This window comes from Mesorhizobium sp. WSM3224 (genome assembly GCF_000427725.1).
Taxonomy (GTDB): Bacteria; Pseudomonadota; Alphaproteobacteria; order Rhizobiales; family Rhizobiaceae; genus Mesorhizobium.
Map to the genome: position 1 here is coordinate 26,834 of NZ_ATYO01000004.1, position 14,156 is coordinate 40,989.

The 14,156-nt window shown below is 64.7% G+C and carries 14 protein-coding genes; 2 read left to right on the plus strand and 12 right to left on the minus strand.

Annotation, left to right across the window (positions count from 1 at the left end; all coding sequences use genetic code 11):
- Positions 1-38: 38 nt before the first annotated feature.
- The 11 genes from YU3_RS0108955 to YU3_RS0109005 form a co-directional block, all read right to left on the minus strand.
- Complete coding sequence (locus YU3_RS0108955; RefSeq protein WP_245273473.1) at positions 39-1,031, minus strand: PhoH family protein; 993 nt, start codon at positions 1,029-1,031, stop codon at positions 39-41.
- Positions 1,032-1,134: 103 nt separating this feature from the next.
- Entirely contained in the window at positions 1,135-2,544 is a 1,410-nt protein-coding gene (gene miaB, locus YU3_RS0108960) for a tRNA (N6-isopentenyl adenosine(37)-C2)-methylthiotransferase MiaB (protein ID WP_027165911.1), read from the minus strand.
- A gap of 72 nt (positions 2,545-2,616) precedes the next feature.
- Positions 2,617-3,417 carry a lysophospholipid acyltransferase family protein gene (locus YU3_RS0108965; RefSeq protein WP_027165912.1) on the minus strand — a complete coding sequence of 267 codons (801 nt, stop codon included), beginning with the start codon at positions 3,415-3,417 and terminating at the stop codon, positions 2,617-2,619.
- A 27-nt stretch (positions 3,418-3,444) separates the two neighbouring features.
- Positions 3,445-3,939: a ribosomal protein S18-alanine N-acetyltransferase gene (gene rimI, locus YU3_RS0108970; protein ID WP_027165913.1), complete on the minus strand. Its 495-nt coding sequence runs from the start codon at positions 3,937-3,939 to the stop codon at positions 3,445-3,447.
- Positions 3,939-4,703: a tRNA (adenosine(37)-N6)-threonylcarbamoyltransferase complex dimerization subunit type 1 TsaB gene (gene tsaB, locus YU3_RS36305; RefSeq protein WP_084508005.1), complete on the minus strand. Its 765-nt coding sequence runs from the start codon at positions 4,701-4,703 to the stop codon at positions 3,939-3,941. The genes rimI and tsaB overlap by 1 nt, the downstream gene beginning before the upstream one ends.
- Positions 4,704-4,863: 160 nt before the next feature.
- Positions 4,864-5,970: a DUF1513 domain-containing protein gene (locus tag YU3_RS0108980; protein WP_027165914.1), complete on the minus strand. Its 1,107-nt coding sequence runs from the start codon at positions 5,968-5,970 to the stop codon at positions 4,864-4,866.
- Between the two features lie 4 nt (positions 5,971-5,974).
- Positions 5,975-7,048 carry an imelysin family protein gene (locus YU3_RS0108985; protein WP_027165915.1) on the minus strand — a complete coding sequence of 358 codons (1,074 nt, stop codon included), beginning with the start codon at positions 7,046-7,048 and terminating at the stop codon, positions 5,975-5,977.
- Positions 7,048-8,643, minus strand: coding sequence for a di-heme oxidoredictase family protein (locus YU3_RS0108990; protein ID WP_027165916.1), 1,596 nt, complete (start codon positions 8,641-8,643; stop codon positions 7,048-7,050). The genes YU3_RS0108985 and YU3_RS0108990 overlap by 1 nt, the downstream gene beginning before the upstream one ends.
- A gap of 12 nt (positions 8,644-8,655) precedes the next feature.
- Positions 8,656-9,141 (minus strand): bacterioferritin, encoded by a 486-nt coding sequence (gene bfr / locus YU3_RS0108995; RefSeq protein ID WP_027165917.1) that lies wholly within the window; start codon positions 9,139-9,141, stop codon positions 8,656-8,658.
- Complete coding sequence (locus YU3_RS0109000) at positions 9,107-9,418, minus strand: (2Fe-2S)-binding protein (RefSeq protein WP_027165918.1); 312 nt, start codon at positions 9,416-9,418, stop codon at positions 9,107-9,109. The genes bfr and YU3_RS0109000 overlap by 35 nt, the downstream gene beginning before the upstream one ends.
- A 109-nt stretch (positions 9,419-9,527) precedes the next feature.
- Positions 9,528-10,817 carry an imelysin family protein gene (locus YU3_RS0109005; RefSeq protein WP_027165919.1) on the minus strand — a complete coding sequence of 430 codons (1,290 nt, stop codon included), beginning with the start codon at positions 10,815-10,817 and terminating at the stop codon, positions 9,528-9,530.
- Positions 10,818-11,231: 414 nt separating this feature from the next.
- Here YU3_RS0109005 and YU3_RS0109010 point away from each other — a divergent pair, with 414 nt between their 5' ends.
- Together YU3_RS0109010 and YU3_RS0109015 are read left to right on the plus strand one after the other, a co-directional pair.
- Positions 11,232-12,485, plus strand: a complete 1,254-nt coding sequence (locus tag YU3_RS0109010; protein ID WP_027165920.1) for an FAD-dependent oxidoreductase — start codon at positions 11,232-11,234, stop codon at positions 12,483-12,485.
- A gap of 38 nt (positions 12,486-12,523) precedes the next feature.
- Positions 12,524-12,754, plus strand: a complete 231-nt coding sequence (locus YU3_RS0109015; protein WP_027165921.1) for a type II toxin-antitoxin system ParD family antitoxin — start codon at positions 12,524-12,526, stop codon at positions 12,752-12,754.
- 118 nt (positions 12,755-12,872) lie between these two features.
- Here YU3_RS0109015 and YU3_RS0109020 read toward each other — a convergent pair whose 3' ends face one another.
- Positions 12,873-14,150, minus strand: a complete 1,278-nt coding sequence (locus YU3_RS0109020) for a 4-aminobutyrate--2-oxoglutarate transaminase (protein ID WP_027165922.1) — start codon at positions 14,148-14,150, stop codon at positions 12,873-12,875.
- Positions 14,151-14,156: the final 6 nt, after the last annotated feature.

Below are 14,156 nucleotides of genomic sequence, written 5' to 3' on the forward strand. Positions count from 1 at the left end.
CTTTTCGCTAGCGCGGTCCTTCGGTTCGAGATCATGCTCTAGCTCTCGGTGCCGAGACCCCTGGCGAGCTTGCCGTCGCGGTCATAGGCCTTGACGATCTCGGCGACCAGCGGATGCCGCACCACGTCGCCCTCGTTGAAGCGGACCGTGACGACGCCCGACACACCGTCGAGGATGCGCAGCGCCTCGACCAGGCCCGACTTGGTGTTGGGCGGCAGGTCGATCTGGGTCGGATCGCCGGTGACGATCATGCGCGAGTTCTCGCCGAGACGGGTCAGGAACATCTTCATCTGCATGGGCGTGGTGTTCTGCGCCTCGTCGAGGATCACTGCGGCATGCGCCAGCGTGCGGCCGCGCATGAAGGCCAAGGGCGCGATCTCGATGACCTCGGCCGCGATCGCCCGCTCGACCTTGTCGGCCGGCATCATGTCGTAGAGCGCGTCGTAGAGGGGCCTGAGATAAGGATCGACCTTCTCCTTCATGTCGCCGGGCAGGAAGCCCAGCCGCTCGCCAGCCTCGACGGCGGGGCGCGACAGCACGATGCGCTCGACCATGCCGCGTTCGAGCAGCATGGCCGCATGCGCCACCGCCAGATAGGTCTTGCCGGTGCCGGCCGGACCGATGCCGAAGACCATTTCCGAACGCTCCAGCGCCCGCATATAGGCGTCCTGCGTCAGCGAACGGGCATAGATCGTCTTCTTGCGCGTCGAGATCTGGGCGGCCGAAACCTTGCCCTTGCGCTCCAGGGTGGGCAGCGTCAGCTGATCGTCGGCGGCGATCGCCATGCGAACGGCGCCGTCGACATCCGACTGGCCGATGTCGACGCCCTTCTGCAGGATGCCATAGAGCGTATCCAGCGCGCGGCGCGCCTGTTCGGCGGCCGAAGCCGAGCCCTTGATTGCAAGCTGGTTGCCGCGCGAACGGATATCGACGCCGAGCTTCTGTTCGAGCCGGGCCAAATTCTCGTCGAACTGACCGTAAAGGGCGCTGGCAAGCTTGTTGTTGTCGAAGGTCAGTACGATGTGCGCCATGTCGGAAGCCCCGGACGCCTGGTTCTGGGGCGAATTCTTCAGTTCAGCAGCGCTCAACCGTCTCTCCTCATCTGCCGAGGCTTGTGGCTATGCATGACATGCATCAGGCCAACTCGGCGAACAGGCTATTGTAGCCCGTCCTTGTGATTCGCACGTCGATAATGTCACCGATTCCGCCGGCCTTGTCGTCAACAATAACCGGCTGCAGCCAAGGCGAGCGGCCGACTTTCTGGCCGGCCTGCCGACCGGGCTTCTCAATCAGCGTGCCGATGGTCTTGCCGACCAGACTCAAGCCGAAATCCTGCTGTTGCTTCAGCAGCAGCGCCTGCAGGCGCTGCAGCCGCTCGTCCTTCACCGCTTCCGGCACATGGCCGTCCATTTCGGCGCCCGGCGTGCCGGGGCGCGGCGAATATTTGAACGAAAAGGCCGAGGCGTAGTTCACCTCGCGAACCAGTCTCATGGTGGCCTCGAAATCCTCGTCGGTCTCCCCGGGGAAGCCGACTATGAAGTCGCCGGACATGGCGATATCGGCGCGGGCGGCACGGATGCGGTCGATGAGCGCCAGATAGTCGCGCGCCGTATGCCTGCGGTTCATCGCCTTCAAAATCCGGTCGGAGCCGGACTGCACCGGCAGATGCAGATAGGGCATCAGAACGGCCAAGTCGCGATGCGCGGCGATCAGTTCGTCGTCCATGTCGCGCGGATGGCTGGTGGTGTAGCGCAGCCGCGCCAGGCCGGGAATTTCCGCCAGCCGGAACAGCAGGCGCCCGAGACCCCATTCCTCGCCATTTTCGCCGACGCCGTGCCAGGCGTTGACGTTCTGGCCGAGCAGCGTCACCTCGCGCACGCCGGCTTCGGCAAGGCGCTCGGCCTCGGCGACGATCTGCGCGACCGGGCGCGAGACCTCGGAGCCGCGCGTATAGGGCACCACGCAGAACGTGCAGAACTTGTCGCAACCTTCCTGCACCGTCAGGAAGGCGGTGACGCCGCGCCTGGCGATCTCGGCGCGCTTCGGCTGCGGCAGATGCTCGAACTTGTCCTCGATGGCGTATTCGGTCTCGACGATCTTTTCGCCGCCACGGACTCTCGCCAGCACGTCGGGCAGCCGGTGATAGGTCTGCGGGCCGATCACCAGATCGACCGCCGGGGCGCGCCGGATGATCTCCGCGCCCTCGGCCTGCGCCACGCAGCCGGCCACACCGATCAGAAGCTCGCGGCCGGCCTCGGCGCGTTCAGCCTTCATGTCGCGGATACGGCCAAGCTCGGAATAGACCTTTTCCGCCGCTTTTTCGCGGATATGGCAGGTGTTGAGCAGCACCAGATCCGCGTCTTCCATGGCGTCGGTGGCGACATAGCCGTCAGCGGCCAGCGCATCGGTCATGCGCTGGGAATCGTAGACGTTCATCTGGCAGCCATAGGTCTTGACGAAGACCTTTTTCGCCGCCCGGCCAGTGCCGGCCGAATGCTCGGCCGCAATGCCGATGCCGTGGCTTTCGATCGTGTTCAATTCCATTGGGCGGCTTCTAGCGCCTTTCCGTGACAAAAAACAGACGAATCTGCCCGAAGCGCGTCGTGCAGCCCGGACTCACCGGCTCTTGGCCGGGTCGGCGAGGATGGCCTGCATCATCTCGTGCACCTTGGCTTCCATCAGCCGAGCCGTCTCCTTGCGGCTCGAGCCCTTGGAGAACGGCACCGGCTCGCCGAAATGCACCTCGGCGTCGATCGCGCCCTCGGCAAGCAGACCCTTCAGATGCGGCATCAGATCCTGGTCGCCAATCCAGCAGACCATCGGGCGGTGGCGCCGGCCCATCGGCATGCCGTGCAACCGAGTATAGGCGATCGCCACGGGCTGAATGAAGACCTGGTCCGCCGCGCCTTCCGAAATCGCCATCGAGGCCGCGCCGAACAGGGTGCTCTTGAACGGCAGCATGAGATTGCCGTCGCCGGTCGAGCCTTCGGCGAACAGCACCATGGCATCGCCCTTGGTCATTCGCCTGCCGATCTCGCTTGCCTGGTCGCCGGAGGTGCGCTTGCGCTCGCGCTCGATGAAGACGGTGTGCTGCAGCTTCGACAGCATGCCGATCAGCGGCCAGCCCTCTATATCGGCCCTGGCGATGAACTTCACATCGACAAAGGAGCCGAGCACCATGATGTCGGTCCAGGAAATGTGGTTGGCCGCCACCAGCAGAGGGCGCTCCCTGGCCAACGCGCCCTTCACATGCACCCGCAGGCCGAGCGCCCGAAGGATCATGCCGTGCCAGATTTTCAGGATGAAAGTTTCGGGCCAGAGCCCCGTCTTCATCGACAGTATCTGCAGCGGCACCAGAACCAGCGAGCCGACGACGACAAGACCGAGCGCCAGGAAAATCCGCAACTTCTTGATCATGCGCTTCCGCCTCGGCCCGCCGTCTGGCTAGCGAAGATCGCGGCGCATGACAAGCGCGCCGGTCGGACCGTGCTCGGTGGAGCGATAATAGTTCGGCCGATGGCCGACCTGGCGGAAGCCAAGCCTGCGGTAAAGCCCGATCGCTGGCGCATTGGTCTCGTCGACCTCGAGGAACAGCGCTTCCGCGCGCTGCGCATGAAGTTCGCGCAGCACCGCATCCATCAACTGCCAGCCGAGGCCCTGGCGGCGATGCGAACGGGCGACGGCCACGGTCAGGATCTCGCCCTCGCCGGCCGCGAGCCGCGCCAGGACGAAGCCGACCGGCGGCTTGGCGCCTTGACCCGTTTCCCGCGCCGCATAGCCGAACACCGTGTCCTGCTCGAGGAGGGCGGCGAACTCGCCATCGGTCCAGGGCCGCACGAAATCCTCGCGATGCAGCGCCGAAACAGCGGCGCTGTCGGCAACCGTCAGCGGTTCCAGCGCATAGTCCCTGCGGCGCGGTCGAAAGAACGGAATGCGCATCAGGAGACTTTTCCCTTTGGACCATGATCTTTCCCAAAACCTAAGTCCCGCTTTTTGGGATCATGGTCTCCCTTGCGACCTTTGGGATCATGGCCCTGTCTTGGAAGAATGAAGCCCGCCTGCGGCTTGGCGTCGGCGCCGCGCAGGTAGAGCGGCTTCGGCTTCTCACCCGGCTCCCTGGCCGAGGCCAGCCTGGCGTAGGTCGCAATGTCGGCGGTGGCGGCGACCGGACCCGTGTCGAAGGGACGACCGGCCGCCGTGCCGATCTGCGGCGCAGCCGTCCCGACAAGGACCGCTTCGGTGCCGATGGCCATGGTCGTCGCTTCGGAGAGCGTGACTACCGAAGGTCCGTAAGTTTCGACTAACGCTTTATCATAGAGCGCCGCATGGATTTCCTCGCGGCCGGCATCGAGCGCGGCAAGCACCGCGCGCCTGGGGAAAATTTCCGCACCCTCCGCCGCCAGAGCTTCCAGCGTCGTCACGCCGATCACCGGGATCTTCAGCGCCAGCGCCAGACCGCGCGCCGTCGAGACGCCGACGCGCAGGCCGGTGAAGGAGCCGGGGCCGATCGAGACGGCAACAGCGTTGAGATCGCGGTAGCCGATCCCGCCGGCTCGCAGGGCCGTCTCGATGACGGCCATCAGATGCTCGGCATGCCCCTTGCCGAGATCGCGCACCTCGCGGCCAAGCTCCTTCGCAGCGCCTGCATCATAGACGCAGGCGGCACAGAGGTTGGCGGCGCAATCAATGGCGAGCACCTTCATAGGGGTCGGCTTCATTCAGGCAGCTTCAATTGGCCGGTTAAAGAACTGGATCGAAACACAATTCCCTCTGCCCGGCATAGGCGGCCACCGCAAGGGCCAGGGTAGAGAAATGTTAAGCGGCTTTGCTTCCGATTGACACCAAGGGCCACCTCGCCGGCTGTCAGGCCGAGGCCGCGATGCGCAGCATGTGGTTGTCCCAGACATAGTCCGGCTCGGAACGTGTCGCGCCGGCGCCGCCGACGATCTCGCCGGCGCCCGTCGTTGCCATGAAGCCGGCGCCGTCAGGCGCAAGGCCGCAAACCTCGACCAGGGACCTGGTCGCAACCACACGCCCGCTGGCGGCATCGATGACGGCCAGCGAGTTTCCCTCGGGCGAAGTGACGGCGACCGTGCCTGTCGCGGCATTCGCGGCGACGGAACCGATATAATTGCGGAAGCCGGAGAGCACGTCCTGCGGCATCTCCATGAGCTCGAGCTCCTTGCCGCGCGCCGCGCGGCCGACCAGCGCCGGGCGATCGGTTGCCGGTCCGCGATACTGGCAGCCGAACCAGACGGTGCCCGCCTGGTCGCGATCCATGTGGCGGATGGACAGCTGATGCAGCGCCGCCGGCAATTCGTGCTTTTCGATCAGGTCGCCGCTAGTGCGGTCGACCAGCGTATAGGATGGCTTCATCGTGGCGATGTTGAGCTCGGCGCGGCCATAGTCGGGATGGGTTTCGATGCCGCCATTGGCGATGGCAAGTGTTCGGCCGTCGCCGAGCAGGAGCAGCTCGTGCGGCCCCATGCCGTAGGTCGGGAACTCGCCGATGCGGCTGAATTTCGCCCGCGCGTCATATATGCCGACGACGCCGGCGGCGTTGTCGAAATCGTTCTCGGTCGCATAGAGCAGGCCGCCATCGGGCGAGAACACGCCATGGCCGAAGAAATGCCGGCCGGCGATACTGGCGATGGTCAGAGGCTTGTCGCGGCCGGTATGGTCGAAGACGACAGCGAAAGTGCCGGGCTGCCGGGCAAAGACGACCGAGCGTTTCGACACCGGATCGAAAGTGACGTCATGGCCGCGGTCCGGCAGATCGACCGCATGCAGGATCTTGCCGGCCTCGGAGAGCACGGCGGCGCCGAAGCTGCCGTCGCGCTTGACGAAAGCCGTGGCAAACACCGCGTCCGCCGCCAGCGTCTCGGCCCAGGCGCGCGGCGCCATGACGGCGGCGAAGCTGGCGCCTGCGGCCCGCAGGAAATCGCGGCGGTCTATGAGGGCCGTTCTCATGGTATCAATCCCCGTCCAGCGATGAAAAGCCGGCGGTCAGACCGAACTCGGCGGTCATCCTGGTGCCGATCAAGGTCGACAGGCTCGACGTTATCAGCGCGAAGTGCTCGAGCTTGTCGCGCAGCGACGGATCGGCGAGCGCCTTGTCGATCGGGCGGCCGACGGATTTCGCGGTGGTCACGCCATTGGCGAGCTGGATGTGGATGGACTCGGCCATCCATCGCGCGTCGGTGGGCAGCGCGTCGCCGAGCCTGGAGGCCCGGAACAGCTCGTCGATGCCGGACAGGTTTGCTGCTAGCGAGGCCGTCGTGTTGCGCGAGCGCCAGTAGATCGCCTGCTTCGGCTTGTCGGCATCGGGCTTGGCGCCGAGAAAGCCCTTGAGCCGCACGTCACGGATCATGTCCAGCTCGTTGATGAAGACGCCGACGAGTTCGGTCACCGCCTCGTTGCCGTCGCGGTAGAGCGGGTTTTTCGGGCCGGGATTGGCCCAGAGCGAGGCGAAACCGTCGGGCTTGTTCCAGGCATCGCGGACCTCGCCGGAGATCGCTTCGATGTTGCCGGCGACCGCTGCCCCATAAGCGCAGCGGTAGGGATCATCCTTCCTGGCGAGCATTTCGGCGCCATCGCCGTAGAGCACATATTCGAGCGCGCCAAGTCCCTGCATGGCAACGCTTTTTTGCGCCAGCTGCGCTGGATCGGCGGCTGACGGATCTTTTGCGGCAAGCGTCGACTGCACCTGCCGCAGGCCGATGCTCTTGCGGTCCGGCCAATAGAGCATGCGCTCCAGCCGGTTGTTTTCCTTGACCGGCCCGAAGGCGATGATCTCGGCCACCGACCAGGCCTCGACCGTACCGGAAAACACCGAGCGCGCCGCTTCGAGATTTTGTTCGGAAGGCGTTTCGCAAAGCTGGTGCATCGTCTTGGCCAGGCCCGCCGCATGTTCGTCGAGGCTGGCATAGGCCGGGCGGACGAAACCGTCGATCGCGCGGCCGATGACATCGGAGGCCTTGACCGCGGCCGAAGCCGGCAGCACGGCGGCCAAAAGAAGCGGAAGAGCGAGGGCCAGGCGTTTCGACATCACAGCGACTCCAGGAATTTGATCAGCGCGTCACGATCGGCTGCGGCGGCACCGGCAAAGCGGTCGCGCGCCTTCTGGCCCTCGCCGCCATGCCACAGGATCGCCTCGGCAAGCGTGCGGGCGCGGCCGTCGTGCAGATAAAAAGCATTGCCGTTGACTGTCGCGGTGAGCCCGATACCCCAGAGCGGCGGGGTGCGCCACTCGGCGCCGCTCGCTTCGCCGACCCGCTGCCCGTCGGCGAGGCCCTCGCCCATGTCGTGCAGCAGGAAGTCGGAGTAAGGCCAGACCAGCTGGAAGGCCTGCGCTTTGTTGGGCGTGCCGCGCATGGTGACGAATTTCGGCGTGTGGCAGGAAATGCAGCCCATCCCGTAGAACTGCTTCTTGCCGGCAAGCACGTCAGGCCTGTCGAGATCGCGCCGCGCCGGCACGGCGAGGTTCTGAGAATAGAAGGTGACGAGGTCCATCACCGGCGGCGGCGCCTCGGCCGTGCCGAGGCGCTGCTGCACCCCGTTCGGCATGGCAAGGCAATCCTTCTGCGCTTCTGTGCAATCGCCCCAATGCTTCGGCATTTCCGGCGTCGAGATGCCGATATCGCCGGCAAAGGCGTCGGCCGCCTGCTGGCGGATCGAGGCGGTCTGCGCCTTCCAGCCGAAGCGGCCCAAGGTCGCCGCGCCGCTCAACTCATCGCGCACGATGTTGGGCCTGCCCGAAATGCCGTCGCCGTCGCGGTCGTCCGGGTCGGCATGAGCGAGGATATCGGCGGGCGCGATCTGTTCGATCAGGCCGAGGCCGATCATCGGCGGCGTCAGGCGCGGCGACAGCGTGGTGCGTGGATCGAGCGGGCCGTAGCCGAGATTTTCCACGGAATAGCTTGGCTTGCGCAGCAAAACGGCGGTGCCGTCGCCGAGCGTCACGTTCTCCTCGGAGCACTCGACGCGTAGACGGCCTTCGCCCTTGAGCCCGGGAACTGCCAGATCCTGCAGTTGCGCGCCGTAGACCGGATCGGGGAAGTTCAGCAGCTTGTGTTCGGCAAGCGCGGCCTTTTCCTGAGCGCTGCCGGCGTCACGCGCGAGCCGAAGGAACATCGATGTCGAGCCGGCATCACCTTCCGGCGGGCGGCCACGGCCATCCTTCAGATGGCAGTTCTGGCAGGCGCGCTCGTTGAACAGCGGCCCGAGGCCATCCGAAGCCTGGGTCGAAGACGGCGACGACACCCAGTTCTTGCGGAAAAGCGCGTTGCCGAGCTTGAAGGTTCCCTCTTCCTCAAAGGTGATGTTGGCGGAGGATTGCGAGAAGGCATCGCGGTTGATGTCCTTGCGCGACGTGCCGGCGCCGCCCTGCATCAGCTCGAATGGCTCGGGCCTGGTGAAATCGGCCGTTGGCTTGGTGACCGCCAGCACCCGCGCCTGATCCTTCGGCGTCAGGTCGGCGCGGCTCGTCGGCAAGGCAGCCGGCTCGTCGGCCACAGCTGGCACAGAAAGCATGATCGCCAGCAAAAGCAATGCCCCGCGCAGGTATCGCCGGGTCTTCTGAAGCGGCAGGCCGTGAATTGCGGCCCGCCGCGAGCGGCGCGAAAAATCTACCGGGCGCCGCATTCCCGCATGTCCTTACTCCGCCTCGTTGGCCGAGTCGGCGTTGAGCTGGCCGTACTTTTCCTCGCCGATCGAGGCCAGCAGGTCGAGCTGCGTCTCCAGGAAGTCGATGTGTCCCTCCTCGTCGGTCAATAGGTCCTCGAACAGCTTCATCGAGACGAAGTCGCCTTCGTCGTGGCAGATCTCGCGCGAGCGCTTGTAGGCTGTGCGCGCGTCATATTCGCCGGCCAGATCGGATTCGAGCACTTCCTTGACGTTCTGGCCGATGCGCAGCGGCGCGACGGACTGCAGGTTCGGGTGGCCTTCGAGGAAGATGATGCGCGCGATCAGCCGGTCGGCGTGATGCATTTCCTCGATCGATTCCGCCCGCTCCTTCTTGGCGAGCTTGGTGTAGCCCCAGTCCTCGAGCAGACGATAATGCACCCAGTACTGGTTGACGGCTCCAAGCTCCAGAAACAGGGCTTCGTTAAGCCGCTCGATGACCTGCGGTTCGCCTTTCATGGGTTCTGCTCCCGTATTGGACGCGCAAGCCTCTCACGCGATCCAGGTGTGAAACGATGTCCACGTCCCCCACCTCTGAGCGGGCGTGGTAGTTCTCGGTGACCCGAATGATCGTTTCCACCACATTTGGGAAACAGCCGCAACAGCGACCGCGCTTGCGCATCGCGTGATAGACCTTCGCGGGCACGATCAACTGCCAGGGATCCTCATCCAGCAGGCCGGCGATCGTCTGCTCGATCTCCTTCTCGGTGATGATGTTGCAATGGCAGATCAGCATTTATTCGCTCTGGCTGACGGCGCCGGTCCGGCGCCGCTTGGCTGGTTTCTTAGTTGGGCATGATCTTGTCCAAAAACCGGCTTCCACTTTTTGGAATCATGCCCTGGGCTTACTTGAACACCTTGTCGGGCGCGTCGAGACTGTCGGAGCCCTCGAAAGCGATCTGGTTCAGCTTGAGCGAGCCGACGGCGCGCTCGACCGACTTGGTCTGGTCGATCAACGCGTCGATTGCCGCCTGCACGGTGGCGTTGCCTTCGGTGTTGCCTTCGGCGATCTGCTGGTCATAGGCCTCGCCGGCAAGCGCGCGCTCCTTGATCGCCTCCATCCTGGCGACGGTGGTGTCGAGCTTGCCCGACAGCTCCTTGTCGATCGCCGGATCGGCGGCCTTCACCATGTCGGACACCGAAGGACCCGAAATCACGGAGCCGTCCAGCCGCTTGTAGCTGGCATGGTAGGCGTCGCGGATGCCGACCGCGTCATAGAGATGCGAGATATAGGTGTTGTCGGAGAAGCAGTCGTGCTCCTCCTCCGGATCGTGCAGCAAGAGGCCGAGCTTCATGCGCTCGCCGGCGAGCTCGCCATAGGAGAGCGAGCCCATGCCGGTGAAGATGGTGGAGATGCCGGCATTCGCCTCGCCGTCGGTCAGGGTCTTGCGCGCGGCGCCGTCTTGCTTCCAGTTGTCGACCATCTCCTGCAGGTCGGACACCAGAAGGTCGCTGGCCGACTTCAGATATTCGGCGCGGCGGTCGCAATTGCCGTTGCTGCAATTCTTCAGGTCGTAGTCCGTATAGGGACGCTCGCCCGCGCCTGGCCCGGTGCCGTGCAGATCCTGGCCCCAGAGCAGGAATTCGATGGCGTGATAGCCGGTCGCGACATTGGCTTCGACGCCGCCGGCCTCCTGCAGCGTGCCGGACAGGAATTCCGGCGTCAGCTTCGAGGCGTCGACCTTCTTGCCGTTGATCTCGATCTCCTTGTTTGCGATGACGTTGGCCGTATAGAGCGCGTTTTCGTCCGACTCGGTGCCGTAGCTCTTGGCGACATAGTCGATCAGGCCTTCATCCAGCGGCCAGGAATTCACCTTGCCTTCCCAGTCGTCGACGATCTTGTTGCCGAAGCGGTAGACCTCGGTCTGCTGGTAAGGAATGCGCGCCGCCTTCCAGGCTTCACGCGCGGCGTTCAGCGTGTCGGCCGACGGCGTGGCGATCAGCGCATCGACGGCCTTGTCCAGCGCCTGCGCGGTGGTCAGCGAATCCTCGTATTTGGCTAAAGCGATGTCGGCATAGGTCTTGATCACCGCTTTCGCGTCGGTCCCGGCTTTCGCCGGCAACACGAACACCGCCGCCGTCAATGCAGCCGTGGCGCAGATCGCAGCCAGCCTGCCGCCGTTACGTGCCGTCATTATCCTTCTCCAGTTCCTTGGAAATTCAACAAAAGGCGCCCACCCGCGCCGAGGCATAAGCATGCCGGGAAAAATGGTGGCCGCGTCGATGCGCGGTTCGCGATAAAAAGACACCCACTTGCCTCCAATCGAAAGGGTTCAAGGCCCAAACATCAAAGGGATGCGCTTGGCGCGCAGCTCTCCATAAAGCGACGGAGAGCCCGGGAGTCAACTGGTATGACGGGAAAAATTCAATTGAAACAACAGTTTAGAATTATTCTAAACTGTAAATATCAAGTTTAACCGGGCAACGCCGCGACATCCGGATTGACAGACGGCCGTTCTGGGTGCGACCCGGACGCCTGCATTTGCGGCGGCGGCAGACAATCGCCACCTGGCGCAAGAGCCTAGATTCTAAGACGAAAAAGGATTGCGATGACGAACGGGGTTGTGATTGTCGGTGCGGGCCATGCCGGCGTGCAGGCAGCCGCAAGCCTGCGCGAGGAAGGCTATGAAGGGCCTGTCGTCCTGGTCGGCGACGAGAAGGAACTGCCCTATCACAAGCCGCCGCTGTCCAAGACCTTCATCAAGGACGCCGAGGCCAAGCCGCAGCCCTTGCGCGGCGAGGCCTTCTATACCGGCAACACCATCGACTATCGGCCGGGCGTGCGCATCGAGGGTATCGATGCCGGCGCGCGCCGGCTGGACGTGGCAGGCGGCGGCAAACTTGCCTTCGACCGGCTGATCCTTGCGACCGGCTCGCGGCCGCGTCTGCTCAAGCTCGACGGCACCGATCTCGCCGGCGTGGTCTCGCTGCGCTCGCTGGCCGACGCGCGGGCGATCCGCGAGCTCAGCGCGCAAACCGAGGACGTGGTCATTCTCGGCGGCGGCTTCATCGGCCTCGAGATCGCGGCGACGCTCAGGGCCGCCGGCCGCAACGTCATGGTCATCGAGGCCGTCGACCGGCTGCTCGGCCGCGCCGTCGCGCCAATTATCGCCGCGCATGTGCGCCAGCGCCTGGAGGCGATCGGCGTGCGCATCCTGACCGGCGCCACAGTCGCCCATCTGGAGGGCGACAACGGCCGCGTTTCGGCTGCCATCACGTCAAGCGGCGAGCGCCTGCCTGCGCAAATGGTGATCATCGGCATCGGCGTGGTGCCTAATGTCGAACTGGCGGAGGCCGCCGGCCTGGCTGTAGGCAACGGCATCCGCGTCGACCAGCATATGCTAAGCTCGATCCCGGAAATCCTCGCCATCGGCGACGCCGCCTCCTACCGGCACTGGTTCACCGGCGGCGACGTGCGGCTGGAATCGGTGCAGAACGCCACCGACCAGGCGCGGCTTGCCGCACGCACCGTCCTCGGCCATGCCGAGCCCTTCTCGGCGGTGCCGTGGTTCTGGTCCGATATCGGCGACATGAAGCTGCAGATGGTCGGGTTGACGCAAGGCGGCGATCATCATGTCGTGCTGGGCGAGCCGGCCGAGAACAAGTTCTCGATCTACCACTATGCCGGCAACCGGCTGCTCGGCATCGAATCCGTCAACCGCCCCGGCGACCACATGCTCGGCCGCAAGATGCTCGCCGCCGGCTTCTCGCCGCCGCCGCAGACGGTGGCGGGCGGTCCGGACGCGCTGAAGGCGGCGCTTGCCGCGTTTCAGGATATGGAGCCGGCCAAGGCCAGTGCGTAGAGATTGCCAATTTTTGCTTTGCGCAACAAAATATCCGAATGAACACGATCAATATCTCATTGCCCGACGGCTTGAAGCATTTTGTCGACCGGCAAGTGACTGAGCGCGGCTACGGTACGAGCAGCGAGTATGTGCGTGAATTGATCCGCCACGACCAGGATCGTCACCTTCTGCGCGGCTTACTCCTCGAGGGCGCATCATCGGCGCCGGGGACTCCGGTTGACGACGACTATTTCGCTGCGCTGCGAAACCGAGCGCGGCGCCGATAAACTGGCGTGACGGATCCTTCACGCCAAGATGGATATTCCAGCCTGGTTACAAAAATCCGAGCTCCTGACGGCTCGCTCGCGCACCGGCGCAGACCGTCAGGAGAACGCTACACCGCTTTTAAGCCGCGCGAGCCTCGCGGATCGATGTCTCCAGAATATCCAGCGCCTCGGTCATGACGCCGTCCTGGATGGTGATCGGCGACAGGAAGCGGATGACGTTGCCGTAGACGCCGCAGGTGAGCAGGATGAGGCCCTTGTCCAGCGCCTTCAACCGCACCGCGTTGGCGAACTCCGCCGACGGCAGGCCCTTCTTCACATCGTTGAACTCGACGGCGTTCATGAAGCCCGGACCGCGGATATCGACGATCTCCGGCACGTCGTCGCGGATCGAGTCCAGCCGCTGCTTCAGCCGGCTGCCCAGCGTGTTGGCGCGGTCGCAGAGCTTTTCCTCCTCGATGACGTCGAGCACGGCGTGCGCGGCGGCGACGCCGATCGGGCTGCCGCCATAGGTGCCGCCAAGCCCGCCGGGGCCGGGCGCGTCCATGATCTCGGCACGGCCGGTGACGGCCGAGAGCGGGAAGCCGCCGGCAAGGCTCTTGGCCATGGTGGTGAGATCGGGCGCCACGTCGTGATGATCCATGGCGAACATCTTGCCGGTACGGGCAAAGCCGGTCTGCACCTCGTCGGCGATCAACAGGATGCCATGCTGGTCGCAGATCTTGCGAAGCGCCGCCATGAAATCGCGCGGCGCTTCGTAGAAGCCGCCCTCGCCCTGCACCGGCTCGAGGATGATGGCCGCTACACGGCCCGGGTCGACATCGGCCTTGAACAGCTTGTCGAGCGCGGCGAGCGAATCCGCGACGGACACACCGTGCAGCGCGACCGGGAACGGCGCATGGAAGACATCGGCGGGCATTGCGCCGAAGCCGACCTTGTAAGGCACGACCTTGCCGGTCAGCGCCATGCCCATGAAGGTGCGGCCGTGGAAACCGCCGGAAAAGGCGATGACCGCCTGGCGGCCGGTGGCGTTGCGGGCGATCTTGATGGCGTTCTCGACCGCCTCGGCGCCGGTGGTGACGAACACCGTCTTCTTGTCGAACTTGCCGGGCAGCATGCCGTTCAGGCGCTCGGCCAAATGCACGTAGCTCTCATATGGCACGACCTGGTGGCAGGTGTGTGTGAAGCGGTCGAGCTGCGCCTTGACCGCCTCGATCACCTTCGGATGGCGGTGGCCGGTGTTGACGACCGCGATGCCCGACGAGAAGTCGATATAGCGGCGGCCCTCGACGTCCCAGATTTCCGAATTCTCGGCCCGATCGGCATAGATCTGGGTGGTCATGCCGACGCCGCGCGAGATCGACTGGTTCTTGCGCTCGGAAATGGCTGAATTCTTCATCTCGTC